The organism is Geodermatophilus sp. SYSU D00703, assembly GCF_054050155.1.
Genome location: NZ_JBJGYU010000015.1, coordinates 90,355 through 109,343 on the forward strand (window position 1 = coordinate 90,355; position 18,989 = coordinate 109,343).

The window sequence follows — 18,989 nt, forward strand, 5'->3', positions numbered from 1 at the left end:
CACTCGCCCCGTGTCAAGCGTGAGCTCATCCCGGCCGTCCTCCACCCCCTCCTCCTCAGCGGTGGCAGGCTTCGGCACCAACGAGTGGCTGGTCGAGGAGATGTACCAGCAGTACCTCGCCGACCCGTCCAGCGTGGACCAGGCGTGGCACGAGTTCTTCGCCGACTACCGGCCCGGCAGCCCGGTGGCGGCCAGCGACGACCGCTCGCAGCCGGCCGCCGCGCCCGACGCGTCCCCGGCCGAGCAGTCGGCGGCCACCTCGTACGCCAGCCCCGCGCCGACCGACGAGGTCGCCGCCGCGCCGTCGGCGCCCGCGCCCCAGGCCCCCGCGGCCGCGCCGCGGCAGCCGGCCGGGGCCGACGACGCGCCGTCCCGCGCCACCACCGTCGAGCCGAAGACCGAGGCCACCGTCGTGGACCGCGCCGCGGACAGCACCGCCGCCCAGAGGCCGGCGGCCCCCGCCGCGAGGCCGGCGGCCCCCGCCGCGAAGCCGGCCGCGAAGGCGGCCCCCGCGACGGGCGACGGCCCGACGCGGACCCCGCTGCGCGGCGCGGCCGCCAGCATCGTCAAGAACATGAACGCGTCGCTGACCGTCCCGACGGCGACCAGCGTCCGCGCGGTGCCGGCCAAGCTGCTGGCCGACAACCGCATCGTCATCAACAACCACCTCGCGCGGGCGCGCGGCGGGAAGGTCTCCTTCACCCACCTGATCGGCTACGCGCTGGTCCGGGCGCTGGACGACTTCCCGGGCATGAACGCGGCCTTCGCCGAGGTCGACGGCAAGCCGACGCTGGTCCAGCCCGAGCACGTCAACTTCGGCCTGGCCATCGACCTGCCCAAGCCCGACGGCACCCGCTCCCTCGTCGTCGCCTCGATCAAGGGCGCCGAGGAGATGGACTTCGCCCAGTTCTGGGCGGCCTACGAGGACATCATCCGCCGCGCCCGCGCCGGCAAGCTGACCCTCGAGGACTACTCGGGCACCACGATCAGCCTGACCAACCCCGGCACGATCGGCACCAACCACTCGGTGCCGCGGCTGACCGCGGGCCAGGGCGCGATCATCGGCGTCGGGGCCATGGAGTACCCCGCCGAGTTCCAGGGGATGAGCCAGGAGGCGCTGACCGAGCTCGGCATCTCCAAGATCATCACCCTGACGTCGACCTACGACCACCGGATCATCCAGGGCGCCGAGTCCGGCGACTTCCTCCGTCGGCTGCACCAGCTGCTGCTCGGCAACGACGGCTTCTACGACGACGTCTTCCGGTCGCTGCGCATCCCGTACGCCCCGGTGCGCTGGATGCCCGACGTGCGGGTCAGCCACGAGGGCGAGATCGACAAGGAAGCCCGGGTCATCGAGGTCATCGAGGCCTACCGGCGCAACGGCCACCTCATGGCCGACACCGACCCGCTCGAGTACCGGGTCCGCAGCCACCCCGACCTCGACATCCTCGAGCACGGCCTGACGCTGTGGGACCTCGACCGCCAGTTCCCCGTCGGCGGGTTCGCCGGCGAGCGGATGATGGCGCTGCGCGACATCCTCGGCGTGCTGCGCAACTCCTACTGCCGCACCGTCGGCGTGGAGTACATGCACATCACCGACCCCGAGGAGCGCGAGTGGCTCCAGAAGCGGATCGAGGTCAAGGCCGAGCAGCCCGACCGGGAGAAGCAGAAGCACATCCTCGGCCGGCTCAACGCCGCTGAGGCCTTCGAGACCTTCCTGCAGACCAAGTACGTCGGCCAGAAGCGGTTCAGCCTCGAGGGCGGCGAGTCGGTCATCCCGATCCTCGACGAGGTCCTCATCGCCGGCACCGACCACGGCCTCGACGAGGTCGCGATCGGCATGGCCCACCGCGGCCGGCTCAACGTGCTGGCCAACGTGCTCGGCAAGAGCTACAGCAAGATCTTCGGCGAGTTCGAGGGCAACATCGACCCCGGCACCGTCCAGGGCTCCGGTGACGTCAAGTACCACCTGGGCGCCGAGGGCACGTTCACCAACCCGTTCACCGACGGCGCCGAGATCGCCGTCTCGCTGGCCAGCAACCCCTCGCACCTGGAGACGGTCAACCCCGTCCTCGAGGGCATCACGCGGGCCAAGCAGGACATGATCAACAAGGGCGAGGGCGGGTTCACCGTCATGCCCGTCCTGATCCACGGCGACTCCGCGTTCGCCGGTCAGGGCGTCGTCGCCGAGACGCTGAACCTCTCGCAGCTGCGCGGCTACCGCACCGGCGGCACGGTGCACGTCGTCATCAACAACCAGGTCGGCTTCACCACCAGCCCGGCCGCGGCCCGGTCGAGCCTCTACTCGACCGACGTCGCGCGGATGGTCAACGCGCCGATCTTCCACGTGAACGGCGACGACCCCGAGGCCTGCGTCCGGGTGGCCCGGCTGGCGGTCGACTACCGGCAGGCGTTCTGGAAGGACGTCGTCATCGACATGGTGTGCTACCGCCGCCGCGGGCACAACGAGGGCGACGACCCGTCGATGACCCAGCCGCTGATGTACGACATCATCGACCGCAAGCGGTCGGTCCGGAAGCTGTACACCGAGGCGCTCATCGGCCGCGGCGACATCACGCTGGCCGAGGCCGAGGAGGCGCTCAAGGACTACCGCGGTCAGCTGGAGCGGGCCTTCGCCGAGACCCACGACGCGCAGGAGACCTCCAAGCCGCAGCCGGTCATGGACCAGCCCGCGCAGGAGCAGCCGGTCGCCACGGCGATCACCACCGAGGTGCTCAAGGCCATCGGCGACGCGCACGTGTCGCTGCCGGCGGACTTCACCGTCCACCCGAAGCTCAAGCGGATGCTCGAGCGCCGCGCGGCGATGGTCAGCGAGGGCGGCATCGACTGGGCGATGGGCGAGCTGCTGGCGTTCGGGTCGCTGCTCATGCAGGGCGTCCCGGTCCGCCTCGCCGGGCAGGACTCCCGCCGCGGCACCTTCGTGCAGCGCCACTCGGTGCTCATCGACCGGGAGACCGCCGCCGAGTACACGCCGCTGGCGCACCTGGCCGAGGACCAGGCGAAGTTCTTCGTCTACGACTCCCTGCTCAGCGAGTACGCGGCGCTGGGCTTCGAGTACGGGTACTCGGTGGCCAATCCCCAGGCCCTGGTGCTGTGGGAGGCGCAGTTCGGCGACTTCGTCGACGGCGCCCAGATGGTCATCGACGAGTTCATCAGCTCGGGCGAGGCCAAGTGGGGCCAGCGCTCCGGCGTCTCCCTGCTGCTGCCGCACGGTCTCGAGGGCCAGGGCCCGGACCACTCCAGCGGTCGCATCGAGCGGTTCCTGCAGCTGTGCGCGGAGAACAACATGACCGTCGCCAACTGCACGACGCCGGGCAACTACTTCCACCTGCTCCGCCGCCAGGCGCTCTCGGACGTGCACCGCCCGCTGGTGGTGTTCACGCCGAAGTCGCTGCTGCGGGCCAAGGCCGCCGTCAGCCCGGTCGCGGACTTCACCGAGGAGACCTTCTTCCGCCCGGTGCTGCCCGACCCGGGTGTGGGTGGTGAGCCGCTCGACGACGGCGCCGTCCGCCGGGTGCTGCTGTGCAGCGGCAAGGTCGCCTACGACCTCATGGCGCAGCGGGAGTCCGACGGCCGGGCCGACGCCGCCGTCCTGCGGGTCGAGCAGCTGTACCCGCTGCCGGCCGAGCAGATCCGCGAGGCCGTGGGCCGGTACCCGAACGCGACCGACCTCGTGTGGGTGCAGGAGGAGCCGGCCAACATGGGCGCCTGGCAGTTCATGGCGATCAACCTGCCCGAGCACCTCGACGGGCGTCCGCTGCGCCGGGTCAGCCGCCGCGCCTCGGCCAGCCCGGCGGTCGGCTCGGCCAAGGTGCACGAGGTCGAGCAGAAGCAGCTGGTCGCGCAGGCCTTCGCCGACTGAGTCCCCGCTCGCCACGACGCCCGGCTCCCGGTTCCCCCGGGGGCCGGGCGTCGTGGTTCCCTGGGGCGTGTACTTCACCGACAGGGGTCTCGAGGAGCTGGCCGAGCGGCGGGGTGAGGAGCAGGTCTCCCTCGCCTGGCTCGCCGACCAGATGCAGGCGTTCGTGGACCAGTACCCGGACTTCGAGGTGCCGGTCGAGCGCCTGGCCACCTGGCTGGCCCGCGGCGGCACGGACGACGACGAGTAGGAGGACCCTCTGCCCCCCACCGCTCGCCGGCTCGCGGCGGGACACTGCAGGGGCACGTCCCAGGCCGTGCACGCCTCCTAACCTCGAGACATGGGCACCGTCCTCGCCGTCCTCCACGTCGTGACCGCCGTGTTCCTCATCGGGCCGATGGCGCTGTTGCCGCACACCGCCCTGCGCGCCGTCCGGGCAGGGAACGCCGGGGTGGTCGAGCTGCTCACGCGCTCCACCCGGGTCTTCACGTGGGCGTCGCTGGCGGTGGCCGTGTTCGGGTTCGGCGTCTCCGGGGTCGAGGGCATCCCGCTGTCCCGGACGTGGCTGTGGCTGTCCGTCGTGCTGTACCTGCTGGCGCTGGTGCTCAGCCTGGTCCTCGTCGTCCCGGCGCTCTCCCGTGCCGCGGCCGGCCTGCGGCGCGGCGACTCCTCCGCGAAGGCCCTCTACGGCCGGATCGCGGCGGGGGGCGGCATCGTGACCCTGCTGCTGCTCGCCGTCGCCGTCCTCATGGCCTGGAAGCCCTGACGGCCGGGAGGCCCTGACCGGCGGGGACCCGACCGACACGCCCGGACGGCGGGATCCCCCGCTGCGGTGCAGGTCAGCGGGACCCTCTGTGCGTGCTCGGTCACTCCCACGCGCTCTCGGGGCTCGCCGCGGGCGCCGCGACGCTGCCCTGGGCCCCGGTGGAGGGTCCCGTCGCCCAGGTCGCCTGGATCGCCGCGGCCGGCGGGTTCGCCATGCTGCCCGACCTCGACCACAGCGGGTCGACGGTCTCGGACATGTGGGGGCCGATGACCGACGTGCCGTCCGGCGCGATCGGGCGGCTCGCGCAGGGCCACCGCTGGGGCACCCACGACGCCCTCCTGGCCCCGGCCGCGTTCGGCGCGCTCGCGCTGGCCGCGGCCAACGCGTTCTGGTCGAGCCTGCTGCTCATGGCGCTGGCCATCGGGCTGGCGCTGCGGGCCCTGCACTTCGTGATCCCCGGGCGGGCGGAGAACACCGTCGTCGGCAACCTCGTGCTGTCGTGGGCCGGCGCCTGGCTGCTGCTCGAGCACATGCCCCAGCCGGCCTGGCTGCCGTGGGCGGTGGCGCTGGGGGTGCTGACCCACATCGCCGGTGACGCCATCACGACGGCGGGCGTCCCGGTGCCCGTCGTCTGGGTGGTCAAGCGGTGCCGGTTGAAGCTGACGCCGCTGCGCACCGGCACCGTGCTGGAGAAGGCCGTGCTGGCGCCCGGATTCGTGCTGGTCACGCTGTGGTTCGTCTACGCCAACACGGGGGTCCGGCAGGTGGTCGAGCCGTGGCTGCAGGACCTGCACGCCCTGGGCTGAAGGAGGACCCCCTGCCCCCACTCGGAGGGTGGGAGCGCCGGTTCCCTGCACCCCCACCCTCCGCTGGGCTCTCAGCGGGTGACGCCCTGCTCGCGGGCGCAGGCGGACACCGCGGCGGCCACGGCCGCGGCCACCCGGCGGTCCAGCGGGCTCGGGACGACGTGGTCCGGGCGGAGGTCGTCGCCCACGACGTCGGCGATCGCGGTCGCCGCGGCCAGCTTCATCTCCTCGGTGATGCTGGTCGCGCCGGCGTCGATCGCCCCGCGGAAGACCCCCGGGAAGGCGAGCACGTTGTTGATCTGGTTGGGCTCGCCGCTGCGCCCGGTGGCCACCACCGCCGCGTACCGGGCCGCCATGTCCGGGTCCACCTCGGGGATCGGGTTGGCCAGCGAGAACACGATGCAGTCCGGCGCCATCGCGGCGACCACCGACTCCGGCACCGACCCGCCGGACAGCCCGAGGTAGACGTCGGCCCCCTCGAGCGCGCCGGCCATCGTGCCCGCGTACCCGGCCCGGTTGGTGTTCTCGACCACCCACTGCTTGATCGGTGTGAGGTCGTCGCGGCCGGGGTGCAGGACCCCCCGGGAGTCGGCCACCGCGATGTCGCCGACACCCGCCTCCAGCAGGATCTTGGTGCACGCGATCCCCGCCGCCCCGGCGCCGGAGACGACCACCCGCAGGTCGCCGATCTCCCGGCCGACCACCCGCGCCGCGTTGCGCAGCGCGGCGAGCACGACGATCGCCGTCCCGTGCTGGTCGTCGTGCATGACCGGGATGTCGAGCCGTTCCCGCAGCCGCTCCTCGATCTCGAAGCAGCGCGGCGCGCTGATGTCCTCGAGGTTGATCCCGCCGAAGGACGGCGCGATCGCCGCCACCGTCTCCACGATCGCGTCGACGTCGGTGGTGGACAGGACCACCGGCACCGACGACAGCCCGGCGAACTCGCTGAACAGGCAGGCCTTGCCCTCCATGACCGGCAGCGCGGCGGCCGGCCCGATGTCGCCCAGGCCGAGGACGGCGGTGCCGTCCGAGACCACCGCGACCACGCGCGGCGCCCAGGTGAACCGCTGCGCGAGCTCGGGCTCGGTGGCGATGGCGCTGGAGACGCGGGCGACACCCGGCGTGTACGTGAGCGCGAGGTCGGCGACCGAGTCGATGGACCGCGTCGGGCGTACCACCAGCTTGCCGCCCTCGTGCACCGCGAACGCCGGGTCGTCGGCGAATCGGTCGATGGTCCGGTCGTGCAGCTGGTGCTCGCCCATGGACCGGGGAGCGTAACCCAGTCGTGACAACGGCCGTCCGGGACCGTCCGGCCCCCCTCCGGGTGAGGGCACCGGGCGCTCCGGCGGAGGGCTGCGCGGTGCGGGATACCGTCGCCGACGTGCAGATCCGCGAACTCGCCGTCCGCGACGCCTACGCCCTCGACCTGGTCCCCCACGGCGACGCCCGCGGCCGGTTCACCGAGTGGTACCGCGCCGACGTGCTGTCCGAGGAGCTCGGGTTCGGGCTGACGCTCGCCCAGGCCAACCACAGCGTGTCCGCACGCGGCGTGCTGCGCGGGGTGCACTTCGCGCTGGTGCCGCCCGGTCAGGCCAAGTACGTGTACTGCCCGGCCGGACGGGTGCTCGACGTCGTCGTCGACGTCCGGGTCGGCTCGCCGACCTTCGGCGCGCACGACGCCGTCGTCCTCGACAGCGAGACCCCGCGCGCGGTCTACCTCGCCGAAGGGCTGGGCCACGCCTTCGTGTCACTGGCCGACGGCAGCTCGGTGACCTACCTGGTGTCCAGCGGCTACGACCCGACGCGCGAGTTCGGCGTCGACCCGCTGGACCCGGCCCTGGCCCTGCCGTGGCCCGCGGACGTCGAGTTCGAGCTCTCGGCCAAGGACCGGCAGGCGCCGACCCTGGAGCAGGCCCGCGAGCAGGGGCTGCTGCCCACGATGGAGCAGTGCGCGGCGCGGTACGCGCAGCTACGCGCCGGCCGCTGAGTCCGGGCGCGACGCCAGCGGTCCCGGGCGCGGCCACAGCCGGCCCACCACCCGGCCGACGACGACGGCGGGGCCGAAGGCGCGGCTGTCGTCGGTGACGAGGGGGTTGTCGCCCTCCACCCAGTGGCCGCCGGGCGCCGCGCGGCGCACCCGCTTGACCACGAGCAGTTCCGGCCGGGCCGGGAACCGGGCCAGGACGACGTCCCCGGGACCGACGGCGCCGTCGGCAGGGACCCGGCGCACCAGCAGCCGGTCGCCGTGCCGCACGGTCGGGGACATGGACGGCCCGGCCACTCGGGCCACGACCCAGGGCGTGACCAGCGGCGGAACGGTCGGGGGCCGCTGGTCCTCGGGCCTGTGGTCGCCGGTCACCGGGAGTAGGGTCGCAGACGAACGAACCCACCGAGACCCGGAGGTCAGTCCATGCGTTTCCGCATGTTCTCCGCCGTGGAGGCCACCGCGCACTGCGACCTCCCCTGCGGCGTGTACGACCCGGCCCAGGCCCGCATCGAGGCCGAGTCGGTCAAGGCCATCCAGGAGAAGTACCAGGCCAACGACGACCCGGTCTTCCGGCAGCGCGCGGTGCTCATCAAGGAGCAGCGGTCGGACCTGGTGAAGCACCACCTGTGGGTGCTGTGGACCGACTACTTCAAGCCCCCGCACTTCGAGAAGTACCCGCAGCTGCACGAGCTGTTCAACAAGGCGACCAAGCAGGCCGGCGCGGCCGGCGGCAAGGGCAGCATGGACCCGGCCGAGGGTCAGAAGCTGCTCGACTACATCGCCGAGATCGACAAGATCTTCTGGGAGACGAAGGCCGCCGCCTGATCGCTCTCCCGAGCAGCGGCGCCGGACGGTGGGGGGACCCGCCGCCCGGCGCCGCTGCCGCCTCCGGCCCCATGATCACCGCGACGCCTGCCGGGGCAGCACCGGTTCGCCCACTCCACGCCCTCCGGGAGGTGCAGGATCGACGTCGGGGCGCTCTTCCAGCGGGTCGAGGACGCGGCACCGATCGAGGCCGTCGAGGCCGTCGCCGCCACCCTCGCCGACCAGGTCGGGGCTCGAGGGGTCAGCCTGCTGATCGCCGACTTCAGCGGCCGGGCCGTCGTCCGCCTCTCCTCCGCGGGACCGGTCGAGGGCGCGCGCACCCAGGACGCCGAGCGGGCCGAGACGGTGCCGCTCGAGGGCACCGTCTTCGAGCAGGTCCTGCGCCTGCAGCAGGTGGACGTGCGGCGCGAGGGCGACCTGTACCAGCTCCTCGTCCCCGTGACCGACCGGGGGGACGCGATCGGCCTGATCGAGCTGCTGCTGCCGCGGTCCCCCACGCCCGAGGAGGTCGAGCAGGTGCGCAGCGCGGCGCACGCGCTGGCCTACGTCGTCATCGCCGCCCGCCGGTACACCGACGTGTTCGAGTGGGGCCAGCGCACCACGCCGTTCTCCCTCGCGGCCGAGATCCAGCGCCGTCTCCTGCCCAGCTCCTACACCTGCGAGGCCGCGCAGTTCACGCTCGCGGGCTGGCTGGAGCCGGCCAGCGCGGTGGGCGGGGACACCTTCGACTACACGCTGGACCGCGACGTCCTGCAGCTGTCGATCACCGACGCCGTCGGCCACCAGGTCCCGGCGTCCCTGCTCGCGACGCTGCTCGTCGGCGGTCTGCGCAACGGCCGGCGCCGGGGGATGGACCTCCTCGAGCAGGCCCGGTACGCCAACGACGCGCTGGCCGAGAACGCCGCCCCGGGCCAGTTCGTCACCGGGCAGCTGGTGCGGGTCGACCTCCGCACGGGGGCGGCACGCACCATCAACGCCGGCCACCCCTTCCCGCTCCGGCTCCGGGCCGGCCGGGTGTCAGAGGTGACGCTGGCCATCGACCTGCCGTTCGGGGTCCAGCCGGGCGCGTCGTTCACCGTCCAGCCCCTCGCGCTGGAGCCGGGTGACCGGGTCGTCTTCCTCACCGACGGCATGCAGGAGCGCAACGCCGCCTCCCTCGACGTCGCCACCGCACTGGCCGACACCGCCGACCTGCACCCGCGGGAGGTCGTGCACGTCCTCGGCGCGGCGGTCCTCGGCGCCACCGGCGGCGACCTCCGGGACGACGCGACGCTGCTGTGCCTGGACTGGTACGGCGGCCCGCCGCGGGCCCGGGAGAGCGAGCACGGCGCCGATCCCGCCCGCGTCTCCCCGCCCGCCGCCGCGCGGTGACGCCGGGAGCGTCCCGGTACCGTCTGACCACGATGCGCATCGACCCGGCCGGGTGGCCGTTCATCACCGGACCCCTGGCTCCTGCGGCCCTGGCCTCCGTCGTCGGGCGGGTGTCCGGACGGCGCGGCCTCCGGCTCGCCGCCTGGCCGTTCGTGGCCCTGTCGGCCTACATGGCCCTGTTCTTCCGCGACCCCGACCGCCGGTGCGACGTCGAGCCGGCCGCGCCCGACGACGTCCTCTCCCCCGCCGACGGCGTGGTGATGGTCGCGGGCGAGCCGCAGGAGGGCGTCGCGCCCGAGGGCGACTGGCAGCAGGTCAGCGTCTTCCTCTCGGTGGTCGACGTGCACGTCAACCGCTCGCCGTACCGCGGCGAGGTCGTGGAGAGCTCCTACCGCAGGGGCAGCTTCCTGGCCGCGTACCGCAAGGAGTCGGCGCACCGCAACGAGCGCAGCGAGATCTGGCTGCGCGACGGAGACCGCACCGTGGTCTTCCGGCAGATCGTCGGCGTCCTGGCCCGGCGCATCGTGACCCGCACCGGCGTCGGGCGGCACCTGGCCACCGGCGAGCGGATGGGGCTGATGAAGTTCGGCTCGCGGATGGACGTCTTCGTCCCCCGCGCGTGCGTGGTCACCGTTCGCACGGGACAGCGGGTGCGCGGCGGCGAGACCGTCATCGCCCGCTGGCCCGCGGCCGGCTGAGGAGGCGGCCATGCCCAGCTCCGCGTCCGGCGCGCGCCCGCCGCAGACCCGGCGCACGGCCACCGTCGAGTTCGTCCGCGGGTCGGTGCGCGGCAGCCGGCGGCGGGCCCTGGCCACCCTGCCCAGCCTGTTCACCCTCGCCAACATGATGTGCGGCTTCGCCGCGATCCTGGTCTCCATCCGCGGGCAGTACACGCTCGCCGCCGTCCTGGTGGGGCTCTCGGTGGTCTTCGACATCACCGACGGCGCGGTCGCCCGGCTGGTCGGCGCGGTCACCCCGTTCGGCCTGCAGTTCGACTCTCTGGCCGACCTGGTGTCCTTCGGGCTGGCCCCGGCGCTGCTGGCGTTCACCCTCTTCTCCGAGGGCCGCGACGAGTGGGACCCGCTGGGCTGGATCGCCTGCTTCCTGTGGGTGGCCTGCGCCGCGATCCGGCTGGCGCGGTTCAACACGACCATCGACCCGACCGCCGACAAGCGGTACTTCACCGGCATGCCCAGCCCCGGTGCCGCCGGCGTCGTCCTGGCCTCGGTGTTCGCCTTCGGCGACCAGATGCAGGGCCGCGACCGGCTGTGGGTGCTGCTCATCGTCGCCGTCCCGGCGCTGCTGATGGTCAGCACCATCCGGTTCCGCTCGTTCCGCTCGCTGGTCAGCCCGAAGAGCGGGCGCCCCTACGGGTTGATCGCCGCGGCGGTGGCGATCGTCGTCGGCTTCGCCCTGGTCCCGGTGGTCACCGGCTGCGTGCTCGCCTACGGCTACCTGCTGGCGCCGGTGCTCGTGCCGGCCCTCTCCCCCCTCGCCCGGCTGGTGCCGGCCCGCGTCAAGGAGCTGCTCACGTGAGTGTCCGTCCCATCCGCCCCGACGACGTCCCCGCCGTGGTCGGGCTGGTCCGGGAGCTGGCGGAGTACGAGAAGGCCGCGCACGAGGTGCGGCTGACCGAGGAGCAGCTCACCGCCGCGCTCTTCGGCGACTCCCCCACGCTGTTCGGCCACGTGGCCGTGGTCGGCGGCCAGGTCGTCGGGACGGCGCTGTGGTTCCTCAACTTCTCCACCTGGCGCGGCACCCACGGCATCTACCTCGAGGACCTCTACGTCCAGCCCCGGCACCGCGGCAGCGGGCTGGGCCGCGAGCTGCTGCGCACGCTGGCCGAGGTGTGCGTGCAGCGCGGGTACAGCCGGCTGGAGTGGTCGGTTCTGGACTGGAACACCCCGTCGATCGAGTTCTACACGGCGGCCGGGGCGGTGCCGATGGACGAGTGGACGGTGTTCCGGCTCACCGACGACGCCCTGAGCGCCTTCGCCGCCGACTCCCGCGTGCGCGCGTGAGCACCGAGCGGAAGCCGCCCGCGTGCTGGCTGACCGACATGGACGGCGTCCTGGTGCACGAGGGCCAGGCGCTGCCCGGGGCCGCGGACTTCCTGCAGCGGCTGGTCGAGCTCGAGCGCCGCTTCCTCGTGCTGACCAACAACTCGATCTTCACGCCGCGGGACCTCGCCGCCCGGCTGGCCCGCTCGGGCCTGCAGGTGCCCGAGGAGTCCATCTGGACCTCGGCGCTGGCGACGGCGGACTTCCTGTCGTCCCAGCTGCCCGGCGGGTCGGCCTACGTCATCGGCGAGGCGGGGCTGACCACCGCGCTGTACGAGGCCGGCTACACGCTCACCGACGCCGACCCGGACTACGTCGTCCTCGGTGAGACGCGGACCTACTCGTTCGAGGCCATCACCCGCGCGATCCGGCTGGTCGAGGCCGGCGCCCGGTTCATCGCCACCAACCCCGACGTCACCGGCCCCTCCCCCGAGGGCCCGCTCCCGGCGACGGGGTCGGTCGCGGCGATGATCACCAAGGCGACCGGCGCCGAGCCCTACTTCGTCGGCAAGCCCAACCCGATGATGTTCCGCAGCGCGATGAACCGGATCTCCGCGCACTCCGAGTCGACGGTGATGGTCGGCGACCGCATGGACACCGACGTCGTCGCCGGCATCGAGGCCGGGCTGGACACGATCCTCGTGCTCACCGGGTCGACCCGCGCCGCCGACGTCGCCCGCTTCCCGTTCCGCCCCGGCCGGGTGCTGGACTCGATCGCCGACGTCGTCGAGATGGTGTGAGGGAGGACCCCCTGCCCCCCGCGGCTCGCAGGCTCGCGGCCGGGACCCTGCAGGGGGCCTCAGCGGCGGAGGAACGCCAGCCGGGCCTCGGGGGTCATCAGCAGGTAGAGCTCCACCGCGGCCAGCACCAGGAGCGGGATGCCGACCAGCGGGCCGTTCCACTCGAACGTCGAGTAGACGCCGAACAGGGCCAGGAACAGCTGCACCGCCACGACCGGTCCGCGCGCCCACGCGGCGACCCGCCACAGCCCGACGGCGGCGGCGCCCAGCAGGCCGGCGAACAGGGCGACGAAGACGACCTCGGCCACCGCCCGGGGCAGGCTGTCCGGCGTCGAGGCGAAGGTGAGGAACAGCAGCCACACGGCGACGGCGGCCAGCGCGGCCGCCTCCAGGCCCACGACCAGCGCGGCGCGGCGCACGGCGGGCGGCGCCTCGGACGGGGGCCGGGCCGGACGCGCCGCGGAGGGCTCGGCGGCACCGCCCAGCAGCCGCTCGGACAGCCGCCGCTCCCGGGGCGGCCGGGCTCCTGGCTGCTCGGTCACGGCCGCGAGGGTACGCGCCGGACCCTCCGGCGCCCGGCTCCGCCCGCGCCTGCCGGAGAGCGGCCGCGGCCCTGGTTAGCCTGGACACATGCGCGCGCTCGTGGTGGCCAACCCCGCGGCGACGACGACCTCCCGCCGGGTGCGCGACGAGGTGCTGGCCACCCTGGCCGATGAGCTCAAGGTGGACGTCGCCGAGACCACCTGCCGCGGTCACGGCCGGGAGCTGGGCCGGGCGGCCGGGGCCGACGGCGTGGACGTCGTCATCGCGCTGGGCGGGGACGGCACCGTCAACGAGGTCGTCAACGGGCTCCTGCACGCGGGGCCCGGTCCGGCGGTGCCGCTCCTCGCGGTGGTGCCCGGAGGGTCCACGAACGTCTTCTCGCGGGCGCTGGGGCGCTCCCGGGACCCGCTGGCGGCCGCCACGGAGATCCTGGAGTCGCTGCGGGCCGGGCGCACCCGGCGCATCTCCCTGGGGACGGCGAGCGCCCGCGGCACGACGGCCGCGACGGTCGCGCTGCCCGACCCGGTGGTGGCCCAGGAGGCCGCGGACGCCGCTGCCGCCGCCTCCCCGGGGTGGACCGACCCGCGGTGGTTCGTCTTCAGTGCCGGTCTCGGGTTCGACGCCGACGTCATCGGTCGCGTGGAGGCGCACCGGGCCCGGGGACGGCGCTCGAGCGGGGTCCTCTACGTGTGCGAGGCGACCGCGGCGTTCGTGCTGGGCCGGGAGCGCCGGGAACCGCCGATGACGCTCGAGCTGCCCGGGGAGCCGTCGCTGGACGGGCTGTTCCTCTGCCTGGTCTCCAACGTGGCGCCGTGGACCTACCTGGGGGCGCGGCCGGTGAACCCCAGCCCGGAGGCGTCGTTCGACACCGGCCTGGACGTCTTCGCCATGGGACGCATGGGCGTGTTCCGGATGCTGCACCACCTGCGGCAGGTGTTCGCCCGGCGTCCCGACGCCCGGGGCCGGGGGGTGCACCGCCGGCACGACCTGCCCGCCGTCACCCTCACCGCCGAGCGCCCGCAGGGCTGGCAGCTCGACGGGGACCACCTCGGGACCGCGACGGGGCTGCGGGTGCACAGCGTGCCGGCCGCCCTGCGCGTCGTCGTCTGACGCCGGCGGGCCGTCGTCCGACCCTCCCTGGCGGGTCGTCGCAGCGAGCGACGGCCTGCCGTCGACGCCGCCGCTGCCGACCCCGGCAGCGGCCGTCGTCGGACTCTCCGGGAGAGGCCGTCGAGACGAGGACCACAGCCGATCCCCACCACGCTCCCGGGGGACTGCCCGTTCTCGGAATTGCGCGTCTCACCAGCGGCTTTGCGCACGCCGGGGGGCCGATGTCAATGCCCGTCGCAACGGGTGTGTCCGGTCGAGTGGCGCACCTAGCATGCCCGTGGTGAGCTTGCTCACGAGGGGTCGACCGAAGCCTCCGATTCGCTTGACAGGGCACTTCTCCGTGAAAACATCGCGTGAGGAAGGCAACCTGTCGGTAACAAATGCACTAAGTCGCTGTGCCATGGCGCTGGTCAACCCGGTGTCGGCCTGCGGGACCCCCGCGGCCGGCGACTGATGCACCACACCGTAGACGACATCGAGGAGAACACCGCCATGGACTGGCGCCACCGCGCGCTCTGCCGCGACGAGGACCCGGAGCTGTTCTTCCCCATCGGGACGAGCGGTCCGGCTCTCGTGCAGATCGAGCAGGCCAAGGGTGTGTGCCGGCGTTGCCCGGTCGTGGAGTCCTGCCTGGACTGGGCCCTGCGCTCGGGTCAGGACTCCGGCGTCTGGGGTGGGCTCTCCGAGGACGAGCGGCGGGCGCTCAAGCGGCGCCAGGCTCGCACTCGGGTGCGCACCGCCTGAACTCACCGCGATCCGGCTCCCGGGCCCGCCGCCCGGTACCGCCGCACTGAACCGTCACGAGGCCGGTCCGGGACGTCCCGGGCCGGCCTCGCGGCTGTGACACGGTCGTCCTCCGGACGACACCGCGGCCACGTGCCGTCCCCGGCGCGAGCCGAGCCCACCCGGCGCGCGCCTATCGGCGGACGCGGCCCGCACCTGGCAGGGTGAGCACCACCTCCGTCCCCGGCCGGCCGGTGGACGGCCGGCCCATGCGCAGGCCCCCACCCAGCTCGCTGGTGACCAGCGTCCGCACGATCTGCAGCCCCAGGCCGTCGTTGGCGGCCACGTCGAAGCCCTCGGGCAGTCCCCGCCCGTCGTCCCGCACCCGCACGATCAGGTCGTCGCCGTCGCGCTCGGCGACCAGCTCGATCACGCCGGGGCTGCCGTCCGGGAAGGCGTGCTCCGCGGCGTTGTGCAGCAGTTCGGTGACCGCCAGCACCAGGGGCGTCGCCGCGACCGACGGGAGCTCCCCGAACCGGCCCACGCGCCGCGTCCGCGCCGCCGGCCCCACCGACGTGAGGTCCCCCAACATCGGCAGCACCTGGTCGAGGACGTCGTCGACGTCCACGACGTCCTCCCGGCTGCCGGCCAGCGTCTCGTGCACCACCGCGATCGACGACACACGGCGTACCGACTCCTCGAGCGCCTCCCGCGCCGCCGGCTCGGTCATCCGCCGCGCCTGCAGCCGCAGCAGTGCCGCGACCGTCTGCAGGTTGTTCTTCACCCGGTGGTGGATCTCACGGATCGTGGCGTCCTTGGTCAGCAGCGCCCGGTCGCGGCGGCGGACGTCGGTCACGTCCCGCACCAGCACCAGCGCGCCCTCCTCGCCGCCGGGAGCCTGCAGCGGCAGCGCCCGCACGAGCAGCGTGGCCGTGCCGCCCTCGACGTCCATGGGGTCGGGGAACCGGCCCAGGACCGCCGCGCGGATGCCGGCGGCCACCGCCTCGCCGGCCACGCGGTCGGCCGCCGCGTCCCGCGTCAGCCGGGCCAGGTCGGCGCCGACGACGTCGCCGGTCACGCCCATCCGGCGGTAGGCGGACAGGGCGTTGGGGCTGGCGTAGACGGCCCGCCCGGCCGCGTCGAGGCGGACCAGACCGTCCCCCACGCGGGGACTCAGCTCGGCGTCGAGGATCTTCTGGGGCGGGAAGGTGCCGGCCGAGACCATGAGGCACAGGTCGGCCGCGATGTCGAGGTAGGTCAGCTCCAGGGTGGACGGCGACCGGGTCACCGCGAGGTTCGTGTCCCGGGCCAGGACGGCGACGACGACGCCGTCGTGCCGCACCGGGATCACCTCCCGCCGCCGGGGCATGGGCCCCGACCAGTCCGGCTCCCCCTCGGTCACCGGGCGCCCCGCGCGGTGGGCGACCTCGAACGGCCCCGCGGCCGGGCCCGCCACCTCCGAGCCGACCAGGTCCTCGGGTTGGCAGGTGGGCGCGGTCAGCGGCCGGACCTGGGCCACGCACCACCACGCGCCCGACGGCAGCGGCACCCACAGCGTGAGGTCGGCGAAGGACAGGTCGGACAGCAGCTGCCAGTCGGCCACCAGCCGGCGGGCGTGGTCGACCTGGGCGGGCGCGGACGCCGAGCCCCGGGTGAGGCGTTCGGAGAGGCTGCTCATGGTGTCCCCGAGGGTAGAAGCGGCCCGCCCTAGGCTCCCCGGCGTGGTCTCCCCCGCAGACGCGTCGTCCCAGCCCGTCGAGCCGTTCGTGTCCGTCGAGCCGGCGCGTCCCGAGGACTTCACCCGGATCGCCGAGCTGACCGTGCGCGTGTACGTCGACGGTGACCTGGCCCCGCCCGAGTACGTGCCCGCCCTGGCCGACGTCGAGGGCCGGGCGTCGCGCGCCGAACTGCTCGTCGCCCGGGACCCCGGCGGTCGGGTGCTGGGCAGCGTGGCGCTGGTGCTCGACGGCGACTTCGGCGAGGTGATCCGGTCCGGCGACGAGGCCGCGTTCCGGATGCTCGTCGTCGACCCGGCGGAGCGGGGCCGGGGCGTCGGCGAGCGGCTGGTGGCCGGCTGCCTGGAGCGGGCCCGCGCGGCCGGGAAGGCACGGATGGTGCTCTCCACGGACCCGCGGATGACCGCGGCCCACCGGCTCTACGAGCGCATGGGCTTCGCCCGGCTCCCTGAGCGGGACTGGTCACCGCTCCCCGGGGTGGAGCTGAGGGTCTACGCGCGGGCTCTCTGAGGCGGCCCCGTCCCGGGCCCGGCCCCGAGCGTGGGAAGGGTGGGGAGGCTCTCTCAGCCGTCGACGGTGGCGATGAGGTCGCCCTCCTGGACGACCTCGCCCTCGACGACGTGCAGCTCGCGGACCGTGCCCGCGCGCTCGGTGAGGACCGGGATCTCCATCTTCATCGACTCGAGGATGACCAGCGTGTCGCCGGCCGCGACCTGGCTGCCGGGCTGCACGAGCACCTTCCAGACGCTCGACACCATCTCGGCGTGGATCTCCTCGACCGCCACCTGCACCTCCCGGGCTGACCTGCGGACCATCCAAGCACGCACCCCGGAGCACCGGGTGGAGGTCGAGTCGATGCCGTGCCCTGCCACGCGGCCCCCTCCTCGGCGTTCCCGAGCGTGCGAGGGGACCAGGAGGGGGTCCTCCTTCACGCTCCGGGGGTGGGGTGTCCGGCGGCCAGCCGGTCGAGCACCGGGCAGATCTCGAGGCCGTCGTGCGGGACACCGGTCTCCGGCAACCCGGTGAGGACCTCGCTGACTGCCCGCGCAGCGGTCGGCGTGTCGGGTGCGCTGGCGCTCACGGTGGCCAGCAGGGCGTCGTACCAGCCGTCGAGCCGGTCGCCGGGCTCGTAGCCGCTGACGGCCACCACCTCGACGTCCCTCGCGGTCCGGCGGAGTCCCGACTGCGGCAGCCTGCCGGTGACGCGGCCGGCCGTGCCCGGTGGCAGGGTCGACCGCAGCTGGACGGCGACCGCCTTGCGCGGCGCCCGCCCCGGGCCGGGGTCCGCCGGAGCCCGGCCGCCGGCGGCGCTGCGAAGCGCGAGCTCGACGGCGTCCACCCCGTGCGCGCGCTCCAGCACGGCCATGTCCAGGGAGAACCCGGCGGCGACCTCGGCGAGCTCGCCGTCCGGCGCGATGCCGACGGTCACCAACCCACGCCAGCCCACCTCGGCCAGGCGCTTGGCGGCCGCGGGCAGCTCGACCGGCTCGTCCGGCGTCCAGGAGACGCGGGCGATGCCGGCCGCCCGGTCGCGGCATACCGGCGTGGTGGCGTGCAGGCCGGTGTCGGTGACCCAGGCGAGCAACCCGCGCTCGCTGGCCGGCTCGACCCCGTCGCCGCCGAGCCGCTCCAGCACCGCCGCCGACGGCCCGACCCAGGTCAGCCCGGCTGCGACGACGGCACCGGCGAGCCGGGCGTTGCCGGCCAGTGCCGGCGGCACCGGCAGGACGGCGGCCACGCCGCTGCGCCGGGCCGCCTCGACGATCCGGTCGACCGCCAGGTAGGACTCCGCCGCCGGCGCCGGCCCGAGCAGGATCGCCTCGTCGGCGAGCCGGACGTGGCGGGCCGCGCGGTCGGCCTCGGAGTGGACGGCGACCGTCTTCACGTCCAGCCGGGAGCAGGCGGCCACCACCGCACACGCCGCAGGCCCCCGGCCCGCCACGAGGACGCTCTCGATCCCGACCTGTGCCACCGTGCCGATCCTCCCCGGGTGGTGCGCGTGCTCTCCCCCAGCCTGACCCGCCACGGGGCTGCCACGCCACAGGGGAGGTGGCGGGCGAGGTCGTGAGAGGCTGGAGGGGTCAGCTTGACGGGTCTGCCGGTTCCGCGCTCGCGGTCCCCGGCACCCGGAGGGATCCAGGGGCCCGCGACCGGGCTCGCAGCAGCAGCGAGGAGAGGAGGGCAGCGATGTCCAAGCGTGGACGCAAGCGGCGCTCCCGCAAGGGGAACAAGGCCAACCACGGCAAGCGGCCGAACGCGTGACGACAGCCCTGGGGGCATCGAACGAGCGCCAGCGAGTGAGGAGCGGACCAGGACGCGGAGTCACGCCTGCCAGCAACGCGTGAGTGAGGACCCCGTCCTCCCAGCCTTCGCAGGCTCAGGACGGGACCCGGGACGGGGCCGAACGCAGCAGCGCCCCACCGCCTCGGGCGGTGGGGCGCT

21 protein-coding genes are annotated in these 18,989 nt (G+C 74.2%); 15 read left to right on the forward strand and 6 right to left on the reverse strand.

What is annotated here, in order from left to right; all coding sequences use genetic code 11:
• The first annotated feature begins 61 nt into the window (after positions 1–61).
• The 4 genes from ACI782_RS15620 (at position 62) to ACI782_RS15635 (ending at position 5,452) form a co-directional block, all read left to right on the forward strand.
• A complete protein-coding gene (locus tag ACI782_RS15620; protein ID WP_456910760.1) occupies positions 62–3,883 on the forward strand; it encodes a multifunctional oxoglutarate decarboxylase/oxoglutarate dehydrogenase thiamine pyrophosphate-binding subunit/dihydrolipoyllysine-residue succinyltransferase subunit in 3,822 nt (1,273 codons plus the stop codon).
• Positions 3,884–3,950: 67 nt separating this feature from the next.
• Positions 3,951–4,130 carry a DUF6104 family protein gene (locus tag ACI782_RS15625; protein ID WP_456910762.1) on the forward strand — a complete coding sequence of 60 codons (180 nt, stop codon included), beginning with the start codon at positions 3,951–3,953 and terminating at the stop codon, positions 4,128–4,130.
• 90 nt (positions 4,131–4,220) lie between these two features.
• The gene (locus tag ACI782_RS15630) at positions 4,221–4,646 is read left to right on the forward strand and encodes a DUF2269 family protein (protein ID WP_456910764.1); all 426 of its coding nucleotides are present in this window, start codon (positions 4,221–4,223) and stop codon (positions 4,644–4,646) included.
• Between the two features lie 92 nt (positions 4,647–4,738).
• Positions 4,739–5,452: a metal-dependent hydrolase gene (locus tag ACI782_RS15635; RefSeq protein WP_456910766.1), complete on the forward strand. Its 714-nt coding sequence runs from the start codon at positions 4,739–4,741 to the stop codon at positions 5,450–5,452.
• Positions 5,453–5,523: 71 nt separating this feature from the next.
• Here ACI782_RS15635 and ACI782_RS15640 read toward each other — a convergent pair whose 3' ends face one another.
• Positions 5,524–6,714, reverse strand: a complete 1,191-nt coding sequence (locus tag ACI782_RS15640) for an NAD(P)-dependent malic enzyme (RefSeq protein WP_456910768.1) — start codon at positions 6,712–6,714, stop codon at positions 5,524–5,526.
• Between the two features lie 119 nt (positions 6,715–6,833).
• Here ACI782_RS15640 and ACI782_RS15645 point away from each other — a divergent pair, with 119 nt between their 5' ends.
• Positions 6,834–7,439 carry a dTDP-4-dehydrorhamnose 3,5-epimerase family protein gene (locus ACI782_RS15645; protein ID WP_456910770.1) on the forward strand — a complete coding sequence of 202 codons (606 nt, stop codon included), beginning with the start codon at positions 6,834–6,836 and terminating at the stop codon, positions 7,437–7,439.
• On the opposite strand, the gene ACI782_RS15650 is transcribed toward ACI782_RS15645, so the two are convergent.
• On the reverse strand, positions 7,422–7,811 hold the full coding sequence (locus ACI782_RS15650) for a S26 family signal peptidase (RefSeq protein WP_456910772.1): 390 nt from the start codon (positions 7,809–7,811) through the stop codon (positions 7,422–7,424). The genes ACI782_RS15645 and ACI782_RS15650 overlap by 18 nt on opposite strands.
• 51 nt (positions 7,812–7,862) lie before the next feature.
• Here ACI782_RS15650 and sodN point away from each other — a divergent pair, with 51 nt between their 5' ends.
• From sodN to ACI782_RS15680, 6 genes are all read left to right on the forward strand, one after another.
• The gene (gene sodN, locus ACI782_RS15655) at positions 7,863–8,264 is read left to right on the forward strand and encodes a superoxide dismutase, Ni (protein WP_456910774.1); all 402 of its coding nucleotides are present in this window, start codon (positions 7,863–7,865) and stop codon (positions 8,262–8,264) included.
• 183 nt (positions 8,265–8,447) lie between these two features.
• Entirely contained in the window at positions 8,448–9,635 is a 1,188-nt protein-coding gene (locus ACI782_RS15660) for a PP2C family protein-serine/threonine phosphatase (RefSeq protein WP_456910800.1), read from the forward strand.
• A gap of 32 nt (positions 9,636–9,667) precedes the next feature.
• Positions 9,668–10,333, forward strand: a complete 666-nt coding sequence (locus ACI782_RS15665) for a phosphatidylserine decarboxylase (RefSeq protein WP_456910776.1) — start codon at positions 9,668–9,670, stop codon at positions 10,331–10,333.
• Positions 10,334–10,343: 10 nt separating this feature from the next.
• Positions 10,344–11,171, forward strand: a complete 828-nt coding sequence (gene pssA / locus ACI782_RS15670; protein ID WP_456910778.1) for a CDP-diacylglycerol--serine O-phosphatidyltransferase — start codon at positions 10,344–10,346, stop codon at positions 11,169–11,171.
• Positions 11,168–11,656, forward strand: a complete 489-nt coding sequence (locus ACI782_RS15675; RefSeq protein ID WP_456910780.1) for an N-acetyltransferase family protein — start codon at positions 11,168–11,170, stop codon at positions 11,654–11,656. Before pssA ends, ACI782_RS15675 begins: the two co-directional genes overlap by 4 nt.
• Positions 11,653–12,435, forward strand: coding sequence for an HAD-IIA family hydrolase (locus ACI782_RS15680; protein ID WP_456910782.1), 783 nt, complete (start codon positions 11,653–11,655; stop codon positions 12,433–12,435). Before ACI782_RS15675 ends, ACI782_RS15680 begins: the two co-directional genes overlap by 4 nt.
• Before the next feature lie 59 nt (positions 12,436–12,494).
• On the opposite strand, the gene ACI782_RS15685 is transcribed toward ACI782_RS15680, so the two are convergent.
• Entirely contained in the window at positions 12,495–12,977 is a 483-nt protein-coding gene (locus tag ACI782_RS15685; RefSeq protein ID WP_456910784.1) for a hypothetical protein, read from the reverse strand.
• 88 nt (positions 12,978–13,065) lie between these two features.
• Here ACI782_RS15685 and ACI782_RS15690 point away from each other — a divergent pair, with 88 nt between their 5' ends.
• Together ACI782_RS15690 and ACI782_RS15695 are read left to right on the forward strand one after the other, a co-directional pair.
• Positions 13,066–14,088 carry a diacylglycerol/lipid kinase family protein gene (locus tag ACI782_RS15690; protein ID WP_456910786.1) on the forward strand — a complete coding sequence of 341 codons (1,023 nt, stop codon included), beginning with the start codon at positions 13,066–13,068 and terminating at the stop codon, positions 14,086–14,088.
• Between the two features lie 453 nt (positions 14,089–14,541).
• The gene (locus ACI782_RS15695; RefSeq protein WP_456910788.1) at positions 14,542–14,832 is read left to right on the forward strand and encodes a WhiB family transcriptional regulator; all 291 of its coding nucleotides are present in this window, start codon (positions 14,542–14,544) and stop codon (positions 14,830–14,832) included.
• A gap of 172 nt (positions 14,833–15,004) precedes the next feature.
• On the opposite strand, the gene ACI782_RS15700 is transcribed toward ACI782_RS15695, so the two are convergent.
• On the reverse strand, positions 15,005–16,489 hold the full coding sequence (locus ACI782_RS15700) for a sensor histidine kinase (protein ID WP_456910790.1): 1,485 nt from the start codon (positions 16,487–16,489) through the stop codon (positions 15,005–15,007).
• A 43-nt stretch (positions 16,490–16,532) separates the two neighbouring features.
• Between ACI782_RS15700 and ACI782_RS15705 the strand changes: the two genes are divergently transcribed.
• Positions 16,533–17,057 (forward strand): GNAT family N-acetyltransferase, encoded by a 525-nt coding sequence (locus tag ACI782_RS15705; RefSeq protein ID WP_456910792.1) that lies wholly within the window; start codon positions 16,533–16,535, stop codon positions 17,055–17,057.
• A 53-nt stretch (positions 17,058–17,110) separates the two neighbouring features.
• Here ACI782_RS15705 and ACI782_RS15710 read toward each other — a convergent pair whose 3' ends face one another.
• Positions 17,111–17,362 carry a biotin/lipoyl-binding carrier protein gene (locus ACI782_RS15710; protein ID WP_456910794.1) on the reverse strand — a complete coding sequence of 84 codons (252 nt, stop codon included), beginning with the start codon at positions 17,360–17,362 and terminating at the stop codon, positions 17,111–17,113.
• A 113-nt stretch (positions 17,363–17,475) separates the two neighbouring features.
• Positions 17,476–18,519 carry a biotin carboxylase N-terminal domain-containing protein gene (locus tag ACI782_RS15715; RefSeq protein ID WP_456910796.1) on the reverse strand — a complete coding sequence of 348 codons (1,044 nt, stop codon included), beginning with the start codon at positions 18,517–18,519 and terminating at the stop codon, positions 17,476–17,478.
• A gap of 215 nt (positions 18,520–18,734) precedes the next feature.
• Between ACI782_RS15715 and ACI782_RS15720 the strand changes: the two genes are divergently transcribed.
• Entirely contained in the window at positions 18,735–18,809 is a 75-nt protein-coding gene (locus ACI782_RS15720; protein ID WP_014377707.1) for a 50S ribosomal protein bL37, read from the forward strand.
• The last annotated feature ends 180 nt before the right edge of the window (positions 18,810–18,989 follow it).